Source organism: Tessaracoccus lapidicaptus (assembly GCF_001693815.1).
GTDB classification, from domain to species: domain Bacteria; phylum Actinomycetota; class Actinomycetes; order Propionibacteriales; family Propionibacteriaceae; genus Arachnia; species Arachnia lapidicapta.
The window spans coordinates 125,297-150,737 of the sequence record NZ_MBQD01000023.1; the positions used below are offsets into that span (position 1 = coordinate 125,297).

A 25,441-nucleotide genomic window follows, 5' to 3' on the forward strand; every position below is an offset into this window, starting at 1 on the left:
CGCTAATTGATAATGGTTCTCATGTCACGTTTGCTTCGCCTGCTTCCTGCGGGACTCACCGCGCTCGCCCTCGCCGCCTGTGGCGCCCCCGCCTCGGAGGAGGACGGCGCAGCGCCGCGCGTCGTCGCCGCCTTCTACCCGCTCGAGTGGGCGGCCGGCCAGGTGCTGGGCGGGCACGGTTCCCTGAGCGGGCTCACGACGCCGGGGACCGAGGCGCACGATCTCGAACTCACCGCGCAGCAGATCGCGTCGCTCAGCGACGCCGATCTCGTGCTGCACCTGGCAGAGTTCCAGCCGGCGGTCGACGACGCCATCGCACAGAGCGGGCCCGCCTCGGTGATGGACGTTTCGGAGGTGGTCGGGCTGATCCCCGCTGCGGCGGCACACGTCGACGACCACGCCGACGAGGCCGGCGACGGTGGCGAGCACGCCGACGAGACCGATGAGCATGCCGACGAGGCTGACGACCACGGGGACCTGGACCCGCACTTCTGGCAGGACCCGGCGCGCATGGCCACCCTCGTCGAGGAACTAGGGGCACGGCTCGCCGAGCTGGACCCGGACAACGCCGCGGACTACACCGCCAACGCGGCCGCGACCGCGGAGGAGCTGCAGGCCCTCGACGAGGAATTCACGACCGGCCTCGCCACCTGCGAGCGTCGGGAGTTCGTCACGACCCACGCCGCGTTCGGTTACCTGGCCGACCGCTACGACCTCACCGAGATCGGCATCTCCGGCGTCAACCCTGACGCCGAGCCCTCCCCCGCCCGCATCGCGGAGATCCACGAGGAGGCCGCGCGCCACGGCATCACGACGATCTTCTTCGAGACCCTCACCTCGGACGCCGTCGCCACCTCGATCGCGGGCGACCTCGGCCTGGAGACCGCCGTCCTCGACCCGCTCGAGGGCGTCACCGACAACTCCCCGGGAACGGATTACCCTTCGATCATGCGCGCTAACCTCACCGCACTGCGCTCCGCCAATGACTGCGCCTGACCCGCTGCACGCGGAAGGGCTGTTCGTCTCCCTGGGTGGCCTGCCGATTCTCCGCGACGTATCCATCTCCGTCAGCGCGGGCGAGGCGGTGGCCCTCCTCGGCGGCAACGGCTCCGGTAAGTCCACGCTCGTCCGCACACTCATGGGACTGGTCCCCCATCAGGAGGGCAGCATCTCTCTGTTCGGCGAGCCGCTGGCCACCTTCCGCGACTGGTCGCGCATCGGGTACGTTCCGCAGCACTCCGCCGTCGCCGTGGCCAACGCGACCGTCCGTGAGATCGTCTCGTCCGGCCGGCTGGCGCACCGTCGACCCTTCCAGTGGCTCCGCGCCGTGGACCACGCCGCCATCGACCACGCCCTCGACCTGGTGGGGCTCGCCGGGCGCGCCGGGTGGCCCTTCGCTGCGTTGTCGGGCGGGCAGAAGCAGCGCACGCTCATCGCCCGCGCGCTGGCCAGCCAGCCGGAGCTCCTCGTCATGGACGAGCCGTTGGCCGGCGTGGACCTGCACAGTCAGGGCGGCCTCGCCGACCTGCTGGGCCGGCTGGCCGACGAGGGGCTCGCTCTGCTGGTGGTCCTACACGAACTCGGCCCCATGGCGGCGGTGCTGCACCGCGCCGTGACGCTGTGCGACGGGCGGGTCGTCGACCGGGAGACCACCGGGGCGCACGAATGCCAACCGGGCCCGCCGCTTCCGTCGCTCACGGGCCTCGCGGATCCGATCTCGGGGGTGCGGTCGTGATCGAGCCGCTCACACTGCCGTTCATGCAACGCGCCCTGCTGGCGGCCGTCCTCAGCGGCCTGATCGCGCCCGCGATCGGCACCTTCATCGTGCAGCGCCGGATGAGCCTGCTCGGCGACGGCCTCGGCCACGTCGCGATCATGGGGGTCGGGTTGGCCCTCATGACCGGGTGGGCTCCGCTGCCGGTGGCCGTGGTCACCTGCGTCGCGGGCGCCGTCGTGGTCGAGCTGCTCCGGCAGCACGGCAAGGCGTCGGGCGACCTGGGCCTGGCCATCCTCTTCTACGGCGGCCTCGCGTCGGGCGTCCTCATGGCCGGCGTCGCCGGGCAGGGCGCCGGCGGCCTGTCGGCCTACCTCTTCGGATCCCTCACGTCCGTCAGCACGCAGGATCTCTGGATCATCGCCGGCCTGGCCGTCGTGATCCTCGCGCTCACCGTGGGGCTGGCGCCGCGGCTGTTCGCCGTGTCGGTCGACGAGGACTACTCGCATGTCCTCGGCATCCGGGTGCGGTTGCTCAACCTGCTGGTCGTCGTGCTCGCCGCCGTCACCGTCACCATCTCGATGCGCACCGTCGGCCTGCTGCTCATCAGCGCCCTCATGGTCATTCCCGTCGCGACGGCACAGCAGTCGTTCATCGGGTTCACGGCCTCCTTCTTCGGCGCCATGGGTATCGGCGCGGCGGCCGCCGTCACCGGCACCGTCGGCTCGTTCTACCTCGACACCGCCACCGGCGCGACCATCGTCGTGACCGCCATCCTCCTGCTCGGGCTCAGTTGGCTCGTGGGCCGGCGGTTGCGCGGGGCGGAGCGCTTCATCCCCTACGTCGAGGACCACGGCACCCACACGCACGTCCCCGCCGAGGGACACGACGACGCCTTCGCCCACCGGCCCGGGATCGCCGTCATCCAACACGGCGACCACGTCGACTACGTCCACGACGGGCACCGCCACGCCCGGCACGGCGACCACTATGACGAGCACTAGGACCGGGGCCCGCAACACGTGGCAGCGGGCCGCCATCCGCGACCTGCTCGAGGGCTGCGAGGAGTTCCGCACGGCGCAACAGCTCCACGACCAGCTGCGGGAATCGGGCGCGAAGGTGGGGTTGGCGACGGTGTACCGCGCGCTGCAGGCCATGACGGAGGCCGGCGAGGTCGACATGCTACGCAGCGCCGACGGCGAGGCTACCTACCGGCGCTGCTCGTCGTCGCACCACCACCACCTGGTGTGCCGGGAGTGCGGCTACTCCGTGGAGATCGTCGCCCGGCCGGTCGAGGAGTGGGCCGCGGAGGTCGCCGCCTCCAACGGCTTCACCGAGGTCGGCCACGAGGTCGAGGTGTTCGGCCTGTGCCGCGCCTGCTCGGGGCGGGACGACTAGCGCTCGAAGAACGGGAGCGACCGCAGCGCGTGGTCCAGATGCCACGTGGCGTAGGCCACCACCATGCCGTCGACGCGCCTGGCCGTGGCGACATCGGTCGCGGTCACCGTGTCCCACTCACCGCTGAGCAGGGCGCCGAGGTGCGCGGCCTCCGCGGGGCCGAGCTGCCCCGAGCCCGAGGACCGGCAGCCGGTGCACACGGCCCCGCCGCCCATGGGCGAGAACCAGCGGATGTCCGCGCTGCCGCAGCCCGCACACCGAGCCGTGGCCACCGCGTAGCCCGCGACAGCCAACGCCCGCAGGAGGTACGAGTCGACGACGAGGGGCGCCGGCCTCTCCCCCGCCTCCAGCGCGCGCAGCGCCCCCAGCAGCAGGCGGTACTGCTGCAGCGAGGGGCTGTGCTCCTCCGCCACCAGCCGGTCGGCGGTCTCCACCAGTACCTCGGCGGCCGTGAACCGGGTGTAGTCCTCGGCGAGGCGGCTGACGTGCAGCGCCTCCGCCTGCGTCACGACCTCCAAGGATCCGCGGCCCTCCGCGAACTGGATGTCGATGTGCTGGAAGGGCTCCAGCCTGCCCCCGAACTTGCTCGACGTCTTGCGCACGCCCTTCGCGACCGCCCGGATCTTGCCGTGCGTGCGCGTCAGCAGCGTGATGATGCGGTCCGCCTCACCGAGCTGGTGGGTCCGCAGCACCACGGCCTGGTCGCGGTAGGTGGGCACGCCCCCGAGTGTAGGCCGGTACGCTCATAGCCGTGCCCACGCCCCGCCGCCACCCCACACCGCACCCCAGCGGAGCCGTCCCCCCACAGCTGCCGGCCAAGGCCAAGCCCCGGCACGTCGCAATCGTCATGGACGGCAACGGCCGCTGGGCCAAGGAGCGGGGACTCAAGCGCACCGAGGGACACGCGCGCGGCGAGGCGTCGCTGCTGGACGTGATCCACGGGGCCATCGAGATCGGCATCCCGTATCTGTCCGCCTACGCCTTCTCCACGGAGAACTGGAAGCGGTCACCCGACGAGGTGCGCTGGCTCATGGGCTTCAACCGCGACGTCATCCACCGTCGCCGGGACGAGCTCAACGAGCTGGGCGTCCGAATCCGGTGGGCCGGACGGCGGCCGCGCCTCTGGGGCTCTGTCATCCGCGAGCTGGAGACGGCCGAGGAGATGAGCGCCGCCAACGACACCCTCACGCTGCAGTTCTGCGTCAACTACGGGGGACGTGCCGAGATCGTGGACGCGGCACGGGAGATCGCCAGGCTGGCCCGAGCCGGCAAGCTCGATCCCGACCGGCTGACCGAGGAGCGCTTCGCGCGGTTCCTCGACGAGCCAGACATCCCCGACGTCGACCTCTTCGTGCGCTCGTCGGGCGAACAGCGCACCTCGAACTTCCTCCTGTGGCAGTCCGCCTACGCCGAACTGATCTTCCTCGACCGGCTGTGGCCCGATTTCGACCGCCGCGACCTGTGGGCCGCCGTCAGCCAGTACGCGACGCGCGTGCGCCGCTTCGGCTCTGCCTGATCAGAGGTCGGGCGGCAGCTCACGCGGCATCGGGCGCAGGAGACGCTCCCGAATGTCGATCATGGCCCGGGCATGCTCCGCCAGTGCCACGTCGCCGGGCAGGACCGGCCGCCACGGCGGCACCGGGCGCTTCCGGCCGAGCTCGTCGACGCCGCAGTAGACGATCGTGCAGTGCGTCGTCTCACGCAGGTCCCGGGTCCGCGGGTCGCCCGAGCGCACATGCACCGAGATGTGCATGCTCGTGGTGCCGGTGTACAGCAGGCGCGCGTCGACCTCGACGAGGTCACCGATGAACATGGGGCGGTAGAAGCGCACCCCGCCGGCGAACACCGACGCCACCGGGCCGGCATGCCAACGTTCGGCCACCACCTGCGCGGCCTGGTCGATCCAGCTCATGACGTACCCGCCGTGCACCTTCCCGCCCCAGTTGACGTCGGTGGGCGCGGCGAGGAAGCGCAGCGTCTCCCGGCACGCGCCGGTGTCGCCGGCGTAGTCCTGGTGCTGCATCTCCTCCTCGATGGCGCGCCGGGCCACGTTGATCTCGAGCGCCCGCTCGTGCTGGCCGAGCTCCCAGTCGTCACGCGGCACGAACGACGGCACCGGCACCGGCCTGCCGTCCTCCATGGCGACGAACTGCAGCACGCATTGCGTGTTGAGGACGCGCGACGACGACCGCGGGTCGCCGCTGGAGACCGTGCACACCACCTGCAGGGAGGTGCGCCCCGTCAGGACGACCCTGGCCTGGATGACGACCAGGTCGCCCACGTTGATCGGGCGGGTGAAGTGGATGTTGCCGACGTACCCGGTGACGGCGTACGTGCCCGCCCATCCCACGGCGGCGGCGTAGCCCGCCTTGTCGATCCACTCGAGGACCTTCCCCGCGCTCATGACGCCACGGACGTTGGCGTCCATCGGCTCCGCCAGGAAGCGCAGGGTCACGCCGCGTTGAGTCCCAGGCACCGGTGTCTCCCCTCGATCAGTCCATCCGCGCGAACGCCGCGGCTCGCACGACGGCCGTGCCGGCGGCGTCGCTCGCCGCCAGGTCAGCGTCCGCCCGGATCATCCAGTCGTGGTTGCCCTCCGGGTCGTGGACGACCTGGAGGATCGTCCACCGGTCCCGGCCCTTCTCGATGCGGAACAGGCCCGGCCCGCGGGCGTCACCGTCGGTGAGCAGGTCGTCGTGCTCGTCCCAGTATTCGCCCAGCGCCTCGTCCCAGGCGTCGACGTCCATGAGCACGGGCAGCGGCGGGTCGGCGAGCGCGGCTGACGCCGCCTCGAGCGCGGCCAGCGCGTCGACGTCGTCTCGGGCCGCCAGCTCGACCCGGCGGAACATCGCGGTGCGGATCATGGCGGTGAAGGCGCGTTCGTTGCCGGTCACCGGTCGCGGTGGCGGCGGCGGGGCGCCCTGGGCAGCGGCCTCCGCGGCGGCGGCCACCTTCTCCGGGTCGGTCAGCGCCTCCCACTCGTCGAGCAGCGACGAGTCGGTCTGGCGCACCGTCTCCCCCAGCCATTCGACCAGGTCGTCGAACTCCTCGCTGCGATGCTCGTCGGGGACGGTGTGCCGCAGCGCGCGGTACGCGTCGGACAGGTAGCGCAGCAGGCCTCCCTCGGTGCGCTGCAGCTTGTAGAACGACACGTACTGCGTGAAGCTCATGGCCCGCTCCCACATGTCGCGGACCACCGCCTTCGGCGACAGCGCCGCCGCCTCGACCCACGGATGGGACTGTGCGTAGATGCCCATGGCGTGGTGGAGCAGCTCGTCGAGCGGCTTGGGCCAGGAGACCTCCTCGAGCAGTTCCATGCGCTCGTCGTACTCGACGCCGTCGGCCTTCATCTGCGCCACGGCCTCGCCGCGCGCGAGGAACTGCTGGGCGAGGAGGACCTGGAACGGGTCCTCGAGCACGGCTTCGATGACCGACACCACGTCCAGGTGGTAGGTGGGCGAGTCCGGATCGAGCAGCGCCAGGGAGGCCACCGCGAAGGGGGCGAGGGGCTGGTTGAGGGCGAAGTCGTCGCGCACGCCCTCGGCCATGGCGCACCAGCGGCCCTCCGGGTCCGGCGCGGCCAGCTTGACCAGCACCCCAGAGCGCAGCAGCGCACGGGTGAGGGCCAGCGCCCGGCGGGTGAGGGCGCGCTTGCGGTCGCGGGACTCGTGCGAGGACTCGATGAGGCCGCGCATCGACTCGGCGCCACTGCCGGGGCGCTGCGCGATGTTGAGGACCGTGGCGTGCGTGACCTGCATGCGGGAGATCAGCTGCTCGGGCTGCGCCACCACAATGCGCTCGAACGTCTCTTCGTTCCAGCCGACGAAACCCTCCGGCGGCTTGCGGCGGACGACCTTGCGGCGCGCCTTGGGGTCGTCGCCGGCCTTGGCCAACGCGCGCTCGTTCTCGATGACGTGCTCGGGCGCCTGGACCACGACGAAGCCGACGGTGTCGAAGCCCGCGCGGCCCGCCCGGCCGGCGATCTGGTGGAACTCCCGCGACTTCAGCCGCCGCACCCGCGTCCCGTCGTACTTCGTCAGGCCCGTGAACAGCACTGTGCGGATCGGGACGTTGATGCCCACGCCCAGCGTGTCGGTGCCGCAGATCACCTTGAGCAGACCCGTCTGCGCCAGCTGCTCGACCAGGCGGCGGTATTTGGGCAGCATGCCGGCGTGGTGGACCCCGATCCCCCTGCGCACCAGGCCGGAGAGGATCTTGCCGAAGCCGGGACCGAACCGGAACGCCCCGATCTCCTCGGCGATGCGACCGGCGTCGATCTTGGTGATGAGGTTGAGCGACAGGAGCGCCTGTGCCCGCTCCAGCGCCTCGGCCTGCGTGAAGTGCACCATGTAGACGGGTGCCTTCTGCTCCTGGATCAGGTCGACCACGCGCTCCTGCAGCGGCGTCATCGACCACTCGAACAGCAGCGGCACGGGCCGCTCCGCGTCGCTGATCAGGCTGGTGGGGCGCCCCGTCCGGCGGGTGAGGTCGTCGGCCAGCGCCGAGACGTCACCCAGCGTCGCGCTCATGAGCAGGAACTGGGCCTGCGGGAGTTCGAGCAGCGGCACCTGCCACGCCCACCCACGGTCGGGCTCCGAGTAGAAGTGGAACTCGTCGGCGATGACCAGCCCGACGTCGGCGTGGCGCCCCTCGCGCAGTGCGATGTTGGCCAGCACCTCGGCCGTGCAGCAGATGATGGGCGCCGAGGCGTTCACGGACGCGTCGCCGGTGATCATACCGACGTTGTCGGCGCCGAACACCTGGCACAACGCGAAGAACTTCTCACTGACCAGGGCCTTGATGGGGGCGGTGTAGAAACTCACCCGGTCCGTGGCCAGCGCCGCGAAGTGCCCCGCCAGCGCCACCATCGACTTCCCCGAACCCGTCGGTGTCGACAGGATGAGGTTGTTGCCCGTGAACAGTTCGATCGCGGACTCGTCCTGGTGCGGGTAGAGGGAGATGTTCTCCCCCGCCGCCCAGGACGAGAACCGCTCGTACAGCGCGTCCGGGTCGGTGCCGACCGGGTCGGTGAGTCTCGGCACCGGTCAGGCCGGCGCCATGGTCCAGGACGCGGCCCGGTTCAGCGCGCTCAGGATCGCCTTCATCGAGGCGCTGGTGATGCTCGTGTCGACGCCCACGCCCCACAGGACGGTCGTGTCGTCGCCCTCGCCGACCTCGCACTCGACGTAGGCCGCGGCCTTGGCGTCGCCGCCGGCCTCGAGGGCGTGCTCGGCGTAGTCCAGCACGCGCACATGCGCACCGGCCTGCACCAGGGCGTCCACGAACGCCGAGACGGGTCCGTTGCCCTCGCCGTCGACTTCGACCCCCTGGCGGGTGGGGCCGTCGACGACCGCCGTGACGTGGAACTGCCCGTTGCTCGACGTGGAGCCGGCCGACGTCAGGCGCCACGGCCCCTGGCCCAGGTACTCGCGCTCGAAGATGGAGTACATCTGCGACGGGGTGACCTCGGTGCCCGACTCGTCGGTGTGGGCCTGGACGACGCGGGAGAACTCGATCTGCAGACGCCGCGGCAGGTCCATCTTGTACTCGGACTTCATGATGTACGCCATGCCGCCCTTGCCGGACTGCGAGTTGACGCGGATGACCGCCTCGTAGGTGCGGCCCACGTCGTGCGGGTCGATCGGCAGGTACGGGGCCTCCCAGTCCACCTCGTCCAGCAGCTTGCCCTGCCGGGCGGCCTCGGCCTCCAGGTACTCCAAGCCCTTCTTGATGGCGTCCTGGTGCGAGCCCGAGAAGGCCGTGTAGACCAGGTCCCCCGCGTACGGGTGCCGCGGGTGCACGGGCAGGCCGGTGCAGTACTCGACGGTGCGCCGCACGTGGTCGATGTCCGAGAAGTCGACCTCGGGGTCGACGCCCTGCGTGTACAGGTTCAGCGCCAGCGTGACCAGGTCCACGTTGCCGGTGCGCTCGCCGTGGCCGAACAGACAGCCCTCGACGCGGTCCGCGCCGGCCATCTGCCCCAGCTCGGCGGCGGCGACGGCGGTGCCGCGGTCGTTGTGGGGGTGCAGCGACACCGCCACGTGCTCGCGGTGGCGCACGTTGCGGATGAAGTACTCGATCTGGTCCGCGTACGTGTTGGGGGTCGAGCGCTCGACGGTGGCGGGCAGGTTGAAGATGATCTCGCGGCCCTCGCCCGGCTGCCACACGTCGGCCACCGCGTTGCAGACCTCGACCGCGAAGTCGGTGGGCGTCTGCGTGAAGATCTCGGGCGAGTACTGGTAGCCGAATTCGACGTCGCGCAGGTGCATGTCGGCGTACTTCATCACCAGCTCGGTGCCGCGGGTGGCCAGCTGCACGCACTCGTCCTCCGAGATGCGGAAGACGACTTTACGGAACAGTTCCGCCGTCGCGTTGTACATGTGGATCGTGGCGCGGTTGGCGCCGATCAGCGACTCGGCGGTCCGGCTGATCAGGTCCTCACGGGCCTGGGTCAGGACCGAGATCGTGACGTCGTCGGGGACCTTGTCGCCCTCGATCAGCTGCCGGACGAAGTCGAAATCCGTCTGCGAGGCCGACGGGAACCCGACCTCGATCTCCTTGTATCCGATGTCGACCAGCAGCTCGAACATCCGCATCTTGCGCGACGGCGTCATGGGATCGATCAGGGCCTGGTTGCCGTCGCGCAGGTCGGTCGACAGCCACCGCGGCGCCTTCTCGATCCGCCGGGCGGGCCAGGTGCGGTCCGGGACGTCGACGGGGACGAAGGGGGTGTAGCGGTGCACCGGCATCGGCGTCGGCTGCTGAACGGGAACGGGCTGCGGGCGGGTGGTGAAGGTGGTCATCTGAGTCTCCTGGGCTGTGTTGGTGCGCCAGACGCGACGAAGCACCGCAGCGAGGTTTCTGGCTCAGAGATACTGGGCCTCGCTGCGGCAGCCAAGAAGGAGGGTATGCCGTGCCACGTCGGCCACTGTAGCACCGGCGCCGAAGGATTCCACTACTTGACCGAACCGGCTGTGAGGCCGCCGATGAGCCGCCTCTCGATGAAGCTGAACAGGATGACCACGGGCACGATCGCGATCATCGCGACGGTGAACAGGTACTGCCAGTCCTTGATGTAGAGGCCCAGGAAGCGCGGCATCGACACGGTGAGGGGCTGCAGGTTCGTCTGCTGCACCAGGATGAACGCGGCGGAGAATTCGTTCCACGAATTGACGAACACGAAGACGATCGCGGTGACGATCCCGGGCCACACCAGCGGCAGCGAGATCCTGAACATCGTCTGGAGTCGGCCCAGCCCGTCGATGAGGGCCGCCTCGTCGATCTCCTTGGGCACCGAGGCGAAGAAGGCCTGCATGATCCAGATGGCGAACGACAGGTTGAAGGCGGCGTTGATGAGGATGAGGGCCGCCCACACCGCGTATCCCTGCCAGCCCTTGAACTCCTGGAACAGGCCGACGGCCAGGACGGTCGGCTGCAGCATCTGCGTGCACAGCACGAGGAGGAGGAACACCATGCGGCCGGGGAAGCGGAACCTCGCCACGTAGTAGGCGGCGGGAGTGGCCACGAGCAGCACCAGCAGTGTGGCGCCGAGCGCGATGACCGCGGTGGCCAGCAGCGACGAGGCCGGGTCGACCTCCGACGCCCACACGGTGAGGTAGTTGTCGAAGCGCGGCGTGGCCGGGAAGTAGTCCGGCGGGATGTTGGTGATCTCGAGCCGCGTCTTCAGCGAGGAGATGAACATCAGCGCGTAGGGGAAGCCGAAGAACACGACGATGGCGATGGAGCCGAGGGCGATCACCCACGGGCTGGGCGGCTTGTTGATGCCGCCGCGGACGGACCGGGTGCGTGCCATGGCTCAGGCCACCTCCTTCGTCGGCTGCACGATCGCTAGGTAGATGGCGATGATCACGAGGCAGAAGATGAAGTTCAGCACCGACAGCGCCGACGACACCCCGGGGCCCAGTGCCCGCTGGTACTCGAACATCAGCGTCGTGGTGATGTGACCGGTGTGGTAGCCGGGGGTCTCCTGCAGCAGGCGCAGGATGGGCAGCGAGTTGAACACGTTGATGATGTTGATCAGCGCCGCCACAGCGATCGCGGGGCGCAGCAGTGGCAGGACGATGAACCAGTAGCGGCGCAGCCCGTCGGCGCCGTCGACGTGGGCGGCCTCGCGCACGTCGTCGGGCACGGCCTGCAGCCCGGCCAGGATCGTGTAGGTCGTGAAGGGCAGCGAGACGTAGATCGCCACGAACACCGCCACCCAGAAGGCGCTGGTGGGGTCCTTGGTCCACGCCTGGGCGCGCTGGAGGATGCCGGTGTCGACGAGGAGACGGTTGAACAGGCCCACGTTCTCCTGCAGCCCGTAGCGGAAGACGGTCGCGGTCATGACGACCGAACAGGCCCACGGGAGGATCACGAACAGGCGCAGCGCCTTGCGGCCCCGGAACTCGAGGTTGAGGAACTGGGCCAGCGCCAGTGAGAGCACGACCGTGATGAGGACCACGACGGCGACCCACAGCACCGTGTTGAGCAGGATCCGCCCCACGGGCACGCCGGGGAACGTCAGGGCCCCCGCGGTGCCGATGTAGTTGTCCAGGCCGACGGGGGCGTCGCCGCGCTGGATGCCCCGGTTGTTGTACTTGAAGAACGAGGTGTAGATCATCAGCGCCGCCGGGTAGAGCACGACGCCGAGGATCAGGACGAGGGTGGGCACCAGCCAGGGCAGTGCGGTGAGGACGGCGTGGGTGCCGGAGCGCTTGCGGCGCCGCGTGCTGTCCCGGACCATCGACGGGGTGGCGGTCAGTGACACGGTGGCTGTGTCCTCCTCGGATCGTCATGGAGCGGGGTGGCACCGGATCCTACCGGCGCCACCCCGCGACGGGTGTCAGCTCTGAGCGTCGACCTGGGCCTGGATCTCGGCCAGGACCTCGGCCGGGTCACCACTGCCGACCTTGTAGGCCGAGCCCTGGAGCGCGGTCTGCAGGACGTCCCACGCCGGGTTGCCCACGGGCAGGAACTTGACGATGGACAGCGCCTCGAGGAACGCGGCGCCGTTCTCGTCCGACTCCGCCTTGCCCTTGTCGATCATCGACGTGGTCACGGGAAGCAGCCCGGTGCCCTTGTACCAGCCCTCGTACATCTCGTCGGAGTACATGAGGTCGAGGAACGCGGACGTGGCGGCCTTGCGGTCGGCGTCCCCGTTGTCGAACGCGACGATGAAGTCGGTGACGCCCAGCGCCACGCCGTCGCCGCCGTCCTTGGCGGGGATCGGCGCCAGCGCCACGTTGACGCCCTTCGCCTCGGCGTCGGCGACGATCGCCGAGTGGGCCATCATCATGCCGAGCTTGCCGGCCTGGAAGAGATCGGCGATGTCGACGCGGTTGTCCTCGAGGTTGGCCTGCGTGTAGCCGGCCTCGTACATCTTCTTCATCTGCGCGAACGCCTCGGTGGCCTCAGGCGTGTCGGCCTTGAGCCCCTCGCCGTCGGCCCAGTCGCCGCCGGCGCCCCACAGCCAGAGCGACGACTCGACCTGAGCCTCTTCGCGCCCGAGCGGCATGCCGTAGCCGCGCACGTCGTCGCCCAGTGCGACGAGCTTCTCCGCGGCGGTCTCGAGCTCGGCCCACGTCTTCGGCGGCTCGGCGATCCCGGCTGCCTCGAACAGGTCGACGTTGTAGGCCATCATGCGCGCCGACGCGATGTCGGGGGCGGCCCACTGCGTGCCGTCGGTGCCGACGCCGTTGGCGAGCAGCGACGGCTCGATCGCGGCGAGGGTGTCGGCGGAGAGGACCTCGTCCATCGGGTACAGGATCCCGGCGTCGGCCGAGGCGGCGAAGGCGTTGTCGTTGAGGATGTCGGGGTAGTCACCGGCCTGGATGCGCGCCGACACCTTGTCCGTGAACCCGTCCCAGCCCTCGATCTGCAGCTCGACGTCGACGTCGGGGTAGGTCTCGTTGAACTTGTCGATGATGGCCTGCCAGTCAGCCTGCGACGAGTCCGAGTACGACGGGGCGAGGATTTTGATGGTCGTTTCGAGCGAACCGGGATCAGCCGGCTCGCTGTTCGTGGCGGCGGGCTCGCTGCCGCCGCAGGCGGACAGGGCGAACGCGCCGGCGAGGGCGACCGCGCCGAACTTCAGGACACGCTTGTTCACGTGCACTTCCTTCCTAGGTGTCCTCCGCCGGGCGGAGGGGGTGTGATGCCTGCGATCCTAGGAGTGTGCTCGCTGCGCGCATCGGGCGCGCGCTGGTCGTGACCAAATAGTTACCGGCGAGACATATTCGCGCAGCCAGAGTGCGCGACTCGTCAGAATCCGAGCCGGTTGAGGTGCTTGGCGTCGCGCTGCCACTCCTTGAGGACCTTGACGTGCAGGTCCAGGTGCACGCGGGTGCCCAGCAGCCGGTTGATCTGCTCGCGCGCCTGCGTCCCGATCTCGCGGAGGCGGGCGCCGCGGTGGCCGATGATGATGCCCTTCTGCGAATCCCGCTCCACGACGATGGACGCGAAGATGTCGGTGAGCGGCTTGTCCTCGGGCCGGTCCGCCCGCGGCATGATCTCGTCGATGACGACGGCGATGGAGTGCGGCAGCTCGTCGCGCACGCCCTCGAGCGCCGCCTCGCGGATCAGCTCGGCGATGAGGGTCTCCTCCGGCTCGTCGGTGATCTCCCCGTCGGGGTAGTACATCGGCCCCTCGGGCAGCAGCGACAGCAGCACGTCGCGCACGGTGTCGACCTGGTCGCCGGCGGTCGCCGAACACGGCACCACCTCGGCCCACTCGATACCCAGCTCCTCGGCGACGTTGCCGATGTCGACGAGGTGCGACAGCTGCCGATCCCGGCTCACCAGGTCCGTCTTCGTGGCCAGCGCCACCAGCGTGGGGCGGTGGCCGAGCTTCGCGATCTCGCCGATGATGAACTTGTCGCCGGGGCCGATGCGCTGGTCGCAGGGCAGGCAGACGCCCACGACGTCGACCTCGGACCACGTCTCGAACACCAGGTCGTTCAGGCGCTGCCCCAGCAGGGTCCGCGGCCGGTGCAGCCCAGGGGTGTCGATGAGGACGAGCTGGCCGTCGTCGCGCGTGATGATGCCGCGCACCGCGTGCCGCGTCGTCTGCGGCTTGCTCGACGCGATCGCGATCTTCTGCCCCACGAGCGCGTTGGTGAGGGTGGACTTTCCCGCGTTCGGGCGGCCCACGAAGCAGGCGAATCCGGAGCGGTAGGGGGTGTCAGTCATCGTCGCCTCCAGTGGCGTCATCGGTGGGCAGTTCGTCCTGGGTCAGGCGCCGGGCGAGCACGGTCCCGATCTGGTGGCGGCGACCGACCGCGCGGTCGGCCACCAGTTCGATGTCGCCGACAGTGGTCCGCGCCCCGGGGATGGGCACCACGTTGAGCTGCTTGGCCATGAGCCCGCCGACGGTCTCGACGTCGTCGTCGTCCAGGTCGACGTCGAACAGCGCGCCCAGCTCGTCGACCGGCAGCCGCGACGAGATCCGGTAGCGCCCCTCCCCCAGGTCCACGACGGCGGGCTGATCCTGGTCGTACTCGTCGACGATCTCGCCGACGATCTCCTCCAGGATGTCCTCGATGGTCGCGAGGCCGGCGGTGCCGCCGAACTCGTCGACGACCAGCACGAGGTGGGAGTGGCTGAGCTGCATGTCGCGCAGCAGGTCGCTCACCGGCTTCGAGTCGGGGCAGAACACGGCGGGCCTCATGAGGTCTGCCACGGTCTCCTGGCGCTCGGCGTCGGGGAAGTCGTAGACCCGCTTGGAGACGTCCTTGAGGTAGACGACGCCGAGGATGTCGTCGAGGTCGGTGCCCACCACGGGGATGCGGGAGAATCCGGAGCGCAGCGCCAGCGAGAGGAGCTGACGCAGCGTGCGGTCACCGGTCACGTAGACCACGTCCGTGCGTGGGACCATGACCTCTTTGACCAGGGTGTCGCCGAGCTCGAACACCGAATGGATCATCTTGGACTCCCCGGCCTCGATGAGCTCCTGCTTCTCGGCGATGTCGACCAGGTCACGCAGCTCGGCCTCGGTGGCGAACGGGCCGTCCGCGTAACCCCGGCCGGGGGTGAGGGCGTTGCCGAGCAGGATCATCAGCTGGGCGATGGGCCCGAAGATCGTGGTGAGCCCCGACACGAGCGGGCCGAACGCCCGCATCGTGCGCTCCGGGTGCTGGCGCCCGAGGGTGCGCGGCGCGACACCCCAGAGGATGAAGGACACCACCAGCATGGTCACGATCGTGACGGCCGCGCGCTGCCAGTCCAGGGGGAACTGCGTGAACACGACGAGGCCGGCCAGCACGATGGCGGTGATCTCCAGTGCCATGCGAGCGAACATGACGGCGTTGATCGAGGGCGCCGGGTCCTCGGCGATGAGCTTGATGCGTTCCGCGCCGCGGACACCCTGGTCCACCATGCGCTCGGCCCTGGCCCTCGTGGTGACGCCGAGGGCGGTCTCGACGGCGGCGAGGAGAGAGGCGGCGAGCGCGCACGCCAGGGCGATGCTGAGTTCGATCCACTCGGACTGGGTCACTGGGGGTGTTCAACTCGCTCAAGTCGGGGACGCTGTGGCGGCCGAGTCTATCGCAGCGGGGCCGCCGCGAGGCGCCGCCAGAGCACGCCCGCGGCCAGCACGGCGACGCCTCCGAGGATCGACTGCCACGGCAGCGTGACGATGAGCAGCAGGCAGAGGGCCAGTCCGATCACCTGCCAGGCCCTGGGGTAGCGACGCTCGGGCGGTTCCTGCGTGAGGGCCGCCGCGTTGGCCACCGCGTAGTAGAGCAGGACCCCGAAGGACGAGAACCCGATGGCGCCGCGCAGGTCGGCCACGAGCAGGATGACGGTGAGGGCGGCGGCGAGGGTGAGATCGATGCGGTGCGGCACCCGGGTCCGCGGGTGGGTGTGGTCGAAGAACCGCGGCAGGTCGCCGTTGCGCGCCATGGCCAGCCACGTCCGCCCGATGCCGGACAGCAGGCCCAGCAGCGCACCACCGACGGCGGCGCCCGCCCCGATGACCAGGACGACGCGGGCGCCGGGCCGGTCACCGACCAGCAGGGCCAGTGGCGCGCTGGTCGTGGCCAGCCGATCGCTGCCCACGAGCAGCAGCAGGCTCACCGCCACCACGGCGTAGACGACGAGCACGACGCTCAACGCCACGACGATGGCGCGGCCGATGGTCCGCCGAGGATCGCGGACCTCCTCCCCCATGGTCGCGACGCGCGCGTAGCCCGCGAACGCGAAGAACAGCAGGCCTGCCGACTGCAGCACCCCGTACCACCCCGCCGATCCCGCCGGAAGGACCAGCAGCGTCCCCCCGCCCGTGGGCCCCGCCTGCCACCCGACGATCAGGGCCACCGCGAGCGACAGCAACGCCACCGATCCCAGCACCATCGCCGCTCTGGCGGTGCGGGTGACGCCGAGCAGGTTGATGGCCACCATCGCCCAGACCGAGGCGATCGCCACGGGCACCCGCCACGCGTCGGGCGCGAGGTAGGCGGCCAGCGTCATGGCCATGGCGGCCACGGACGCCGTCTTGCCGATGACGAAACTCCACCCGGCGAGGAAGCCGGGCCAGTCCCCCAGCCGCTCGCGTCCGTACAGGTAGGTCCCACCCGCCGAGGGATACTGCGCGGCGAGCTGGGCCGACGACGTGGCGTTGCACCAGGCCACGAGCGCCGCGAGCGCCAGTCCGATGAGGAGCGCGCCTCCCGCCGCGGCGGCGGCGGGGGCCCACACGGCGAACACGCCGGCGCCCACCATGGAGGCGACACCGATGGCGACGGCGTCAGCCAGGCCGAGGCTGCGGCTCAGCTGCGACCGCACACCTGATCCCAGGCCGCGATGATGCGGTCGTTGAGGCCGAACATGACGGCCTTCTCGTCCGGCTCGGCGTGATCGTGGCCGAGGAGGTGCAGCAGGCCGTGGATGAGGAGATACTCGGCCTCGCCGTCGGCGCTGCGGCCGTTGTCGGCCGCCTGGCGGGCGGTGACCTGGGGGCAGAGCACGATGTCGCCCAGCAGCCCCAGCGGCGGCTCCTCGTCCTCCGCGGGTTCGCGGAGCTCGTCCATGGGGAAGCTCATCACGTCGGTCGGGCCCGGGAGGTCCATGAACCGTTCGTGGTACTCGGCCATCGTCTCCTCGTCGACCAGCACGATCGACAGGTCCGCCTGGGGATGGATGCGCAGCTTGTCCAGAGCGAACCTCGCGAGTTCGACGAGGCCCAGCTCGTCGGCCTCCATGCCTGACTCGTTGTTGATGTCGATCACTGGCGGCGTCCCTTGCGCTCTGAGGTGAGGCTCTCGAACTGATCGTAGGCCGCGACGATGCGCCCCACCAGGCGGTGCCGGACGACGTCGCGGCTCGTCAGCGTGCAGAACTCGATGTCGTCGATGCCGTCGAGGATGTCCATGACGCCCCTGAGCCCGCTCTTGACGCCACCGGGCAGGTCGACCTGCGTGATGTCGCCGGTCACGACGACCTTCGACCCGAAGCCCAGGCGGGTGAGGAACATCTTCATCTGCTCCATCGAGGTGTTCTGCGCCTCGTCGAGGATGATGAACGCGTCGTTGAGGGTGCGGCCGCGCATGTACGCCAGCGGGGCCACCTCGACGGTCCCGGAGGTGAGCAGCTTCGGCACCGAGTCCGCGTCGACCATGTCGTGCAGGGCGTCGTACAGCGGCCTGAGATACGGGTCGATCTTGTCGTTGAGGGTGCCCGGCAGGTAGCCCAGCCGTTCCCCGGCCTCGATGGCCGGCCGGGTGAGGATGATGCGGCTGACCTCCTTGGCCTGGAGCGCCTGGACGGCCTTGGCCATCGCGAGATAGGTCTTGCCCGTGCCCGCCGGGCCGATGCCGAACACGATGGTGTGCCGGTCGATGGCGTCGACGTAGCGCTTCTGGTTGAGCGTCTTGGGCCGGACGGTCTTGCCGCGCGACGACACGATGTTTTGGGTGAGGATCTCCGACGGCGTGGCGTGCGGGTCGTCGGCGAGCTGGATGACGCGCTCCACGGTCTCTCCGGTCAGGCCCTGGCCGGTGCGCAGGATGGTGATGAGCTCGGTGAGGACCTCCGTGGCTTTCGCCACCTCTGCGGAGGGGCCAGAGAGCGTGACCTGACCGCCGCGGACATGCAAGTCGGCGTCGAGCTTGTCTTCAAGGATGCGGAGGAAGTCGTCGCGGGGGCCCAGCAGGTTGACCATGTCGATCGAGGCCGGCACCGAGACGGTGCGCGTCGCGTGCTGCTCCGGGTGGTTCGTGTTCAGGGTGTGATCCTTCTGTGGTGCGGCGGCGCCCTCCGCCGCCGGCCGCCCAGTCTAGGCGCGTCGCGGGAGCGTCAGCTCTCCAGGACGGCCAGGTCCTCCTCGTCGTCCTCGGAGATGATGTGCATCGCGGCCTCTTCCGCGCTCGCAGCACCCCCGCCGTAGCCGACGTCCACCCCGAGGGTGTGCTCCACGCCGCCGCTGCCCTGCACCGCCATCAGTCGGCCGGCGCGGGCGGCGCCCACCTGGCGAGGCTCATGGCCGGGGTTCCACTCGACGTCGTCGGCCGCCGGTTCGGCTTCCTCCTGGGCGATGCGCATCTCCAGCGTCTCGCCCTGGCGCATCTCGGCGACCGTGTTGCCGAAGCCCTGCGCCGGCGACCACTTCTCGGGGGTCACGTACCCCTCGTCGAGCACGTCGTCGACGCCACGGTCGATCAGTGAATCGCCGGGTTGCAACTGGTCGAGCTGCTCCGACTCGTCCGGCACATACTCAACTGCGCTGTCGTCCATGCATGAATCTTGCCACCGTCCCGGCCTTGTCGCGTGCTTACTCGCAGGCTCCCGCGGAACTGCCCAGCGCTGAGCGAGCCGTCCATGGACCCCGGATTGGCGGCGTACAATGCCGCGGTGCACCCCACCAGCTCCGGCCCCGTGACCACACCGCGTCCGTCCTTCGCCGACCGTCCGCAGGGCGTGTTCGACGTCGTCGTCGCCCTGTTCTGCGCTCTCCTGCTCATCAGCAACGTGTCGGCGGTCAAGCTGATCCAGTTCGGGCCCGACTGGACCCCCCTGGGGATCCCGGTGCTGCCGATCATCACCGACGGCGGCGCGTTCCTGTTCCCGCTGACCTATGTGCTGGGCGACGTGCTGGCGGAGGTCTACGGGTTGAAGGGTGCGCGGCGCGCCATCCTCCTCGGATTCGCCGTGTCGATCCTCGCGTCGGTGACCTTCCTCGCCGTGGGCGCGGCGCCCGCCGCCGCCGACTGGCCGAACCAGGGCGCCTTCGACGCCATCCTGGGCTTCGTGCCGCGGATCGTGATCGCCAGCCTGCTCGGCTACGTCGCGGGCCAGTTCCTCAACGCCTGGGTCCTGGTCAAGCTCAAGGCCCGCAGCAGTGAGGGCTCCCTGTGGGCACGCCTCCTGGGCTCCACCGTCGTGGGTGAGGCGGCGGACACCACCATCTTCTGCGTGGTGGCCTTCGCCGGCGTCATCACGGGCGGCACGCTGCTCAACTACATCGTGGTGGGCTATGTGTACAAGGTGCTGGTCGAGGCGCTCTTCCTGCCCGTCACGTACCGCATCATCGCACTGGTGAAGCGCCACGAACCGAGCTACGCGCCGGCGCCCCTGCGGTAGAACCTGCCCAGGAACTCGTCGCGGAAGGCGTAGAAGTCCCCCGACTTCAGGGACGCGCGGATCTGGTCGACGAGGCGCACCGTGAACCGCTCGTTGTGGATGGTCGCCAGCGTCGACGACAGCATCTCCTTCGCCTTGAACAGGTGGTGGAGGTAGGCGCGGGTGTAGTGCGTGCAGGTGTAGCAGTCGCACCCCTCCTCCAGGGGGATGAAGGAGCGCCGGTGCCGCGCGGTGTTGACGTTGTAGCGGCCGTCCGCGGTGTAGATCGCGGCGTTGCGGGCGACCCGCGACGGGTTGACGCAGTCGAAGGTGTCGGCGCCCGCCTCGACCGCGGCGAAGAGGTCGTCGGGCTCGGAGATGCCGAGCAGGTGTCGCGGCTTGCGCTCGGGCAGTTCGTCGACCATCCAGGAGATGATCGTGCCGAGGTTCTCCTTCTCCAGCGCCCCGCCCAGCCCGAAGCCGTCGAAGGTCCGGCCGTCGACCTCGAGCTCGGCCAGGCCCCGGGCGGCCCCGCGGCGCAGGTCCTCGTACTGGGCGCCCTGGATGACCCCGAACAGGGCCTGATAGGGCCGGCCGCCGCGCTCACGCGTGAGGCACTGGTGCTCGGCCAGGCATCGCTCGGCCCACCGGTGGGTGCGTTCGACGGACGCCTCCTGGTAGGCGCGGGTGTTCATGAGCGTGGTGAGTTCGTCGAAGGCGAAGATGATGTCGGCGCCCAGCTCATGCTGGATCCGCATGGAGACCTCGGGCGTGAAGCGGTGCGACGTCCCGTCCAGGTGGGAGCGGAACGTGACGCCGTCGTCGTCGACGTGGGCCATGCGGGTCTTGCCGTCGGCGATGACGTCGTCGTCGGCCAGGCCGGCGGTGTCCATCGCGAGGACCTTCTTGAACCCGGCGCCGAGGCTCATGACCTGGAAGCCGCCGGAATCGGTCACCGTGGGGCCGGGCCAGTTCATGAAACGGCCGAGGCCACCCGCCTGGTCGACGAGGTCCGAGCCCGGCTGGAGGTAGAGGTGGTAGGCGTTGGCGAGCACCGCCTGCGCCCCGAGGTCGGCGACGGCCTCCGGCAGCACCGCCTTCACGGTCGCCTTGGTGCCGACCACGATGAAGGCCGGGGTCTCGATGTCGCCGTGCGGGGTGTGGATGACGCCGACCCGGCCCCGGGCGTCGTCGAGACGGTGCGTGACGTCGAAGGAGAAGCCGGCGGTCACGGGCGTCTTGCCAGCACGTCCAGCTGGCCGAGCGCGACGGCCGCGGCGGTGGACGTGCGCAGCACGCCGTCGCTGATGGCCACCGGGACGGCGCCGGCCTCGACGAACCGGTCCAGTTCCTCGGGCGCGATGCCGCCCTCCGGTCCGACGATCACCAGGCCCGTGCCCTCCTCGGGGAGGTCGATGTCGGCGATGTGCTGGGGCGCGTCCTCGTGCAGCACCAGGGCGACGTCGACCGCCGCGATCGCGTCGGCCACGTCGGCGGTGCTGACCGCCACGACGTCCGGGACGAGGAACCGGCGAGACTGCTTGGCCGCCTCCCGCGCCGTCGCCCGCCACTTATCCAGGGCCTTGTCGCCCCGCTCCCCCTGCCAGCGCACGATGGACCGTGCGGCCTGCCAGGCCAGGATCTCCCGGGCACCGAGCTCGGTGGCCATCTGGACCGCCAGCTCGCTCCGGTCGCCCTTGGCCAGCGCCTGCACGACGCCCCATCCGATCGACGGGGTGGCGGCGGGGATGACGTCGAGGACGCGGGCGGCGAGTTCGCGCCGTTCGGCGGAGATCACCTCGGCGCGCACGCCGACGCCGTCTCCGTTGGCCAGCAGGACCGTCTCGCCGGGCACGATGCGCTTGACCGAGACCGCGTGGTGGGCCTCCTCGCCGGTGACCGTCACCAGATCACCGGGGCCGACGGCGGCGTCGAAGCGTGCGAAGAACAGCGGGTCAGTCACGAGAACCACTCGGAGAGCTTGCCGAATACGCCCTTGTGGCCCTGGGCGGCGACGCCCTCCGGCGCGGACTCATCCCGGGCCTCGGCGAGTTCCCGCAACAGCTCGCGCTGCCGGTCGTCGAGCTTGGTGGGCGTCTGGACCAGCAGCGTCACGCCGAGGTCGCCCCGGCCGCCGCCGCGGAGGCGGGGCACGCCGCGGCCCTTGAGCGGGATGCGGGTGCCCGACTGCGTGCCGGCCGGGACCTCGACGGCGACCTTGCGATCCTCCAGGTCGGATCCCTCCCACTCGGCCTCGAGCGTGGCAACGTCGATGCTGGTGCCCAGTGCCGCCGCGGTCATCGGGACCTTGACCACCACCTCGAGGTTGTCCCCCTCGCGGCGGAAGGTCTCGTGGGCCTCGACGGCGAGCTCGACGTACAGGTCGCCCGCCGGACCGCCGCCCGGGCCGACCTCCCCCTGGCCCTCCAGATGGATCCGGATGCCGGTGCTGACGCCCGCCGGGATGCGCACCTGCAGCGTGCGGGTGGTGCGGACCCGCCCCTCACCCGAGCACTCGCCACATGGCCGCGGGATGATCGTGCCGTAGCCGCGGCAGGTGGGGCAGGCCTGGGACGTGCGGATGTCGCCGAGGAAGCTGCGCTGGATCTGCGTCACCTCGCCGGAGCCCTGACAGGTGGTGCAGGTCACCGGTTCGGAGCCGGGCTCCCCGCCGTGGCCGGAGCACTTGGGGCACACCACCGCGGTGTCGACCTTCACCGGCTTGGTGGTGCCGAAGACCGCCTCGTGGAGCTTGAGGGAGACCCGCACGAGGGCGTCCTGGCCCTGACGGACGCGCGAACGGGGCCCGCGGGTGCCCGCGGCCCCGAACATGGCGTCGACGAGGTTGGAGAAGTCGAACCCGCCCGCGAAACCGCCGCCGAAACCCGAGAAGCCGGCACCCGCCGAGGACATGGGGTCCCCGCCGCGGTCGAAGACGGCGCGCTTGTTGGGGTCGCTGAGGACCTCGTACGCCTCGTTGAGTTCCTTGAACTTCTCCGCGGCGTCGGCCTCCTGGGCGACGTCGGGGTGCACCTTCATGGCCCGCCGGCGGTACGCCTTCTTGATGGCCTCCGGGGAGGCGTCGCGGTCGACGCCGAGGATTGCGTAGTAGTCCTTGCTCATGGGTTCTTTCTGTCGATCAGCCTTGGCTCAGGAATCTGCTGACGTAACGGGCCACGGCGCGCACCGCGGCGATGTGGGAGGGGTAATCCATGCGGGTGGGGCCCAGCACGCCGAGGCTGGCCGACAGGTCCGCCCCGTATCCCGCGGCGATGACGCTCGCGCTGCGGAAGCCCTCGGTGGTGTTCTCCTCGCCGATGCGCACGGTGACGTCGTCACCGGCCGCCTCGCCGAGCAACCGCATGAGGACCACCTGTTCCTCGAGCGCCTCGAGGAGCGGCCGCAGGTTGGTCTCGAACGTCTGGCTGGCCGCCAGGTTGGGCAGCCCCGCGACCACGACGTGCGCCGCGGGCTCCGCCGCGATCGCCTCGAGGACGGCGGCCACCACCGGCGCGGCGTACGGCCGCTCGTCCGGCGCCAAGGCGTCGACGAAGGTGCCCAGCGCGGCCGCGGCGTCGGCCGTCGCGCGGCCCACGATGGCCTCCGCCACGCGGTTCCGCAGCGCCTGGAGCCTGCCCTCGTCGGACGACGGGGACTCCAGGACGGTCTGGTCCACCCGCCCGGAGGACTGCACGACGATGACCATGAGCCGCTCCGGGGTGAGCAGGAGCAGGTCAACGTGGCGCACCACCGTGCGCTGCGCGATCGGGTACTGGACGATCGCGACCTGCCGCGTGAGTTGCGCGAGCAGCCGCACTGTCCGGGTCACCAGGTCGTCGACGTCGGCCGTGCCGTTGAGGTAGGTGGTGATGGCGCTGCGCTCCGCCGGCGACAGGGGCTTGATCTGCGCCAGACGGTCCACGAACAGCCGGTACCCCTTGTCGGTGGGGATCCGGCCGGCGCTGGTGTGGGGCTGCGCGATGTAGCCCTCCTCCTCCAGCACCGCCATGTCGTTGCGGACGGTCGCGGCCGACACGTCGAGCCTGTGGCGCTCGACGAGGGCCTTGGAGCCGACCGGCTCGCGGCTGGCCACATAGTCGGTGACGATGGCCTTGAGGACGTCGAGCTTGCGGTCGTCGAGCATGTCACCTCCTGGCTGGCACTCGTGGCGGTCGAGTGCCAGTGTACCGGCATCTATGCTGGCTGCCATGACGCTCGCCTGGACCCCGGTCACCGACCGCGTGTACGTGACCGCGCTCGAACCGCACCGAGTCAACGTGGGGCTGGTCGTCGGGCGGGACGCAGCCCTGCTGGTCGACGCCGGCAACACCCCCGCGCAGGGGGCCGACCTCGTGCGCTCCGCGGCGGACCTGGCCGGCGTCCCGGTCACGCACGTGGTGCTGACCCACGGTCACGAGGACCACCTCGGGGGGCTCCCGGGCATGGCCGGGCTGACGTCCATCGGGCACGAGGATCTCACTGGGGCGGAGCCGACGGAGGTCTTCTCGATGGCCCGCGCGGTCGACCTCGGCGGCCAGCGGGTCGAGCTGCTGCACTTCGGCCGCGCGCACACGCAGGCGGACGTCGTCGTGTTCGTGCCCGGCGAGAACGTGGTGTTCGCCGGCGACCTGCTGGAGGAGGGCGCGGATCCTCAGGTGGACGAGTCCACCTCCCTGGCGAACTGGCCGACCGTGCTCGACGGCGTGCTGGGGGCCAGCAACGCCGGCACCCGGTTCGTCCCGGGCCACGGTGCGGTGGTGGACCGCGACTTCGCGTTCGTGCAGCGGGCCGAGGTCGCGATGCTCTACAGCTCGAGCGAGATGCTGATCCAGCAGGGCGTGACCGCCGAGCAGGCGGCGACCGCGGTCGAGTGGCCGTTCAGCGCCGAGACGCTCGCCGTCGCGCTCCCGAAGGCGTACGCGGAGCTGGCCGAGAAGGGCGTCGTGCCGAAGCGGCAACTGCCGATCTTCGGCATCTGACCCTCAGCGCGCTGGCCAGGCCTCCTGCGCCGCCGCCCACGTCTCCTGGTCCGAGGCGATGAGCAGGCCCCTGGCGCGCGACGCGACCGTGTAGTCCTCGCCGGCGAGGGTCCGGCTGACGCCGCCGGACTCCGTCACCATGAGCGACCCGGCGAGATGGTCCCACGGGTGGACGGTCGTGTAGACGAGGAAGTCGACGTCGCCGTGCAGGACCTTGGGGTAGTCGAAGGCGCAGCACCAGGCGCTCTCGACGACGGGACTGAGCCGGCCCTCGGCCGTGAACCCGTGGATGGACCGCTTGGAGGTCGCGCCGAGCGGTGCACGGTCCGCGCGGGTCCGGTCGATGGGCGCTCCGTTGAGGGTGACTCCGCCGCCCAGCTCGGCGATGTACATGCGCTGCGCCTGGGGCTGCAGGATCCAGCCGCGCGTCGTCACGCCGTCGCGCACCTCGGCCAGCATCACGCCGAACTCGTCGCGGCCGGCGACGAAGTTGCGGGTCCCGTCGATCGGGTCGATGACGAACGCGTGCTCGGCCGTGGCCAGGCCGTCGAGCAGGCTCGCGTCGGCGAACACGCCTTCCTCCCCGACGATGACGGCCCCGGGGTGGGCCTCACGGAGCAGGCCCGTCAGGTAGTCCTCGGCCTCGCGGTCGGCGATGGTGACGAGGTCGCCGGGCTTCTTCTCGATGACGTCGCCGTGGGCGAGCTGTTGGAAGCGCGGAAGGATGATCTCGGCGGCGGTCTGTTCGAGCAGGCGCGCGATGCCCTCGGTGTCCATGGCCCCACCCTATCGGCGC

The 25,441-nt window shown here is 70.4% G+C and carries 25 protein-coding genes; 7 read left to right on the forward strand and 18 right to left on the reverse strand.

All coding sequences use genetic code 11. The features are described from left to right. Window positions 1-21: 21 nt before the first annotated feature. The 4 genes from BCR15_RS10355 to BCR15_RS10370 are packed head-to-tail and all read left to right on the forward strand — an operon-like array spanning window position 22 to window position 3,112. The gene (locus BCR15_RS10355) at window positions 22-996 is read left to right on the forward strand and encodes a metal ABC transporter substrate-binding protein (RefSeq protein ID WP_228383396.1); all 975 of its coding nucleotides are present in this window, start codon (window positions 22-24) and stop codon (window positions 994-996) included. Then, window positions 983-1,735: a metal ABC transporter ATP-binding protein gene (locus BCR15_RS10360; RefSeq protein WP_068752120.1), complete on the forward strand. Its 753-nt coding sequence runs from the start codon at window positions 983-985 to the stop codon at window positions 1,733-1,735. Before BCR15_RS10355 ends, BCR15_RS10360 begins: the two co-directional genes overlap by 14 nt. Window positions 1,736-1,758: 23 nt before the next feature. After that, window positions 1,759-2,718 (forward strand): metal ABC transporter permease, encoded by a 960-nt coding sequence (locus BCR15_RS10365; protein WP_068752238.1) that lies wholly within the window; start codon window positions 1,759-1,761, stop codon window positions 2,716-2,718. Then, a complete protein-coding gene (locus BCR15_RS10370; protein ID WP_068752121.1) occupies window positions 2,705-3,112 on the forward strand; it encodes a Fur family transcriptional regulator in 408 nt (135 codons plus the stop codon). The genes BCR15_RS10365 and BCR15_RS10370 overlap by 14 nt, the downstream gene beginning before the upstream one ends. On the opposite strand, the gene recO is transcribed toward BCR15_RS10370, so the two are convergent. Continuing rightward, window positions 3,109-3,831 carry a DNA repair protein RecO gene (gene recO, locus BCR15_RS10375; RefSeq protein WP_068752122.1) on the reverse strand — a complete coding sequence of 241 codons (723 nt, stop codon included), beginning with the start codon at window positions 3,829-3,831 and terminating at the stop codon, window positions 3,109-3,111. The two genes, BCR15_RS10370 and recO, sit on opposite strands and share 4 nt — an antisense overlap. A 26-nt stretch (window positions 3,832-3,857) precedes the next feature. On the opposite strand from recO, the gene BCR15_RS10380 reads away from it, so the two are divergent. Continuing rightward, window positions 3,858-4,628, forward strand: a complete 771-nt coding sequence (locus BCR15_RS10380) for an isoprenyl transferase (RefSeq protein WP_078920297.1) — start codon at window positions 3,858-3,860, stop codon at window positions 4,626-4,628. Here the strand turns inward: BCR15_RS10380 and BCR15_RS10385 are convergent, their stop codons facing one another. From BCR15_RS10385 to BCR15_RS10440, 12 genes are all read right to left on the reverse strand, one after another. Continuing rightward, complete coding sequence (locus tag BCR15_RS10385) at window positions 4,629-5,588, reverse strand: acyl-CoA thioesterase (protein ID WP_197971763.1); 960 nt, start codon at window positions 5,586-5,588, stop codon at window positions 4,629-4,631. A gap of 16 nt (window positions 5,589-5,604) precedes the next feature. Continuing rightward, entirely contained in the window at window positions 5,605-8,154 is a 2,550-nt protein-coding gene (locus BCR15_RS14680) for a DEAD/DEAH box helicase (RefSeq protein ID WP_068752124.1), read from the reverse strand. A gap of 3 nt (window positions 8,155-8,157) precedes the next feature. Continuing rightward, the gene (gene leuA / locus BCR15_RS14685) at window positions 8,158-9,861 is read right to left on the reverse strand and encodes a 2-isopropylmalate synthase (protein ID WP_197971832.1); all 1,704 of its coding nucleotides are present in this window, start codon (window positions 9,859-9,861) and stop codon (window positions 8,158-8,160) included. A gap of 206 nt (window positions 9,862-10,067) precedes the next feature. After that, window positions 10,068-10,925, reverse strand: coding sequence for a carbohydrate ABC transporter permease (locus tag BCR15_RS10400; protein ID WP_078920296.1), 858 nt, complete (start codon window positions 10,923-10,925; stop codon window positions 10,068-10,070). Window positions 10,926-10,928: 3 nt separating this feature from the next. Further along, window positions 10,929-11,882 carry a carbohydrate ABC transporter permease gene (locus BCR15_RS10405; protein ID WP_197971762.1) on the reverse strand — a complete coding sequence of 318 codons (954 nt, stop codon included), beginning with the start codon at window positions 11,880-11,882 and terminating at the stop codon, window positions 10,929-10,931. 75 nt (window positions 11,883-11,957) lie between these two features. Continuing rightward, window positions 11,958-13,223, reverse strand: a complete 1,266-nt coding sequence (locus BCR15_RS10410) for an extracellular solute-binding protein (RefSeq protein ID WP_068752126.1) — start codon at window positions 13,221-13,223, stop codon at window positions 11,958-11,960. Window positions 13,224-13,375: 152 nt separating this feature from the next. Beyond that, a complete protein-coding gene (era, locus tag BCR15_RS10415) occupies window positions 13,376-14,323 on the reverse strand; it encodes a GTPase Era (protein WP_078920294.1) in 948 nt (315 codons plus the stop codon). Continuing rightward, complete coding sequence (locus tag BCR15_RS10420) at window positions 14,295-15,605, reverse strand: hemolysin family protein (RefSeq protein ID WP_068752127.1); 1,311 nt, start codon at window positions 15,603-15,605, stop codon at window positions 14,295-14,297. Before BCR15_RS10420 ends, era begins: the two co-directional genes overlap by 29 nt. A gap of 47 nt (window positions 15,606-15,652) precedes the next feature. After that, entirely contained in the window at window positions 15,653-16,894 is a 1,242-nt protein-coding gene (locus tag BCR15_RS10425; protein ID WP_068752128.1) for an APC family permease, read from the reverse strand. Continuing rightward, the gene (gene ybeY, locus BCR15_RS10430; RefSeq protein WP_068752129.1) at window positions 16,879-17,337 is read right to left on the reverse strand and encodes an rRNA maturation RNase YbeY; all 459 of its coding nucleotides are present in this window, start codon (window positions 17,335-17,337) and stop codon (window positions 16,879-16,881) included. Before ybeY ends, BCR15_RS10425 begins: the two co-directional genes overlap by 16 nt. Further along, window positions 17,334-18,269 carry a PhoH family protein gene (locus BCR15_RS10435; protein WP_078920510.1) on the reverse strand — a complete coding sequence of 312 codons (936 nt, stop codon included), beginning with the start codon at window positions 18,267-18,269 and terminating at the stop codon, window positions 17,334-17,336. Before BCR15_RS10435 ends, ybeY begins: the two co-directional genes overlap by 4 nt. Window positions 18,270-18,403: 134 nt before the next feature. Beyond that, a complete protein-coding gene (locus BCR15_RS10440; protein WP_068752131.1) occupies window positions 18,404-18,841 on the reverse strand; it encodes a DUF5709 domain-containing protein in 438 nt (145 codons plus the stop codon). A gap of 117 nt (window positions 18,842-18,958) precedes the next feature. Here BCR15_RS10440 and BCR15_RS10445 point away from each other — a divergent pair, with 117 nt between their 5' ends. Then, window positions 18,959-19,687, forward strand: a complete 729-nt coding sequence (locus BCR15_RS10445) for a queuosine precursor transporter (protein ID WP_228383395.1) — start codon at window positions 18,959-18,961, stop codon at window positions 19,685-19,687. On the opposite strand, the gene tgt is transcribed toward BCR15_RS10445, so the two are convergent. Genes tgt through hrcA form a run of 4 tightly spaced genes read right to left on the reverse strand, consistent with a single transcriptional unit; the run spans window position 19,663 to window position 23,810 of the window. Beyond that, window positions 19,663-20,898, reverse strand: coding sequence for a tRNA guanosine(34) transglycosylase Tgt (gene tgt, locus BCR15_RS10450; RefSeq protein WP_068752132.1), 1,236 nt, complete (start codon window positions 20,896-20,898; stop codon window positions 19,663-19,665). The genes BCR15_RS10445 and tgt overlap by 25 nt on opposite strands. Continuing rightward, window positions 20,895-21,638 (reverse strand): 16S rRNA (uracil(1498)-N(3))-methyltransferase, encoded by a 744-nt coding sequence (locus tag BCR15_RS10455; protein WP_228383394.1) that lies wholly within the window; start codon window positions 21,636-21,638, stop codon window positions 20,895-20,897. Before BCR15_RS10455 ends, tgt begins: the two co-directional genes overlap by 4 nt. Beyond that, window positions 21,626-22,789 (reverse strand): molecular chaperone DnaJ, encoded by a 1,164-nt coding sequence (gene dnaJ, locus BCR15_RS10460; RefSeq protein WP_068752134.1) that lies wholly within the window; start codon window positions 22,787-22,789, stop codon window positions 21,626-21,628. The genes BCR15_RS10455 and dnaJ overlap by 13 nt, the downstream gene beginning before the upstream one ends. Before the next feature lie 16 nt (window positions 22,790-22,805). Next, the gene (gene hrcA, locus BCR15_RS10465) at window positions 22,806-23,810 is read right to left on the reverse strand and encodes a heat-inducible transcriptional repressor HrcA (protein ID WP_068752135.1); all 1,005 of its coding nucleotides are present in this window, start codon (window positions 23,808-23,810) and stop codon (window positions 22,806-22,808) included. Between the two features lie 64 nt (window positions 23,811-23,874). Between hrcA and BCR15_RS10470 the strand changes: the two genes are divergently transcribed. Beyond that, the gene (locus BCR15_RS10470) at window positions 23,875-24,645 is read left to right on the forward strand and encodes an MBL fold metallo-hydrolase (protein WP_176715227.1); all 771 of its coding nucleotides are present in this window, start codon (window positions 23,875-23,877) and stop codon (window positions 24,643-24,645) included. A gap of 3 nt (window positions 24,646-24,648) precedes the next feature. On the opposite strand, the gene BCR15_RS10475 is transcribed toward BCR15_RS10470, so the two are convergent. Continuing rightward, window positions 24,649-25,422, reverse strand: a complete 774-nt coding sequence (locus BCR15_RS10475) for an inositol monophosphatase family protein (RefSeq protein ID WP_068752137.1) — start codon at window positions 25,420-25,422, stop codon at window positions 24,649-24,651. Between the last annotated feature and the right edge of the window lie 19 nt (window positions 25,423-25,441).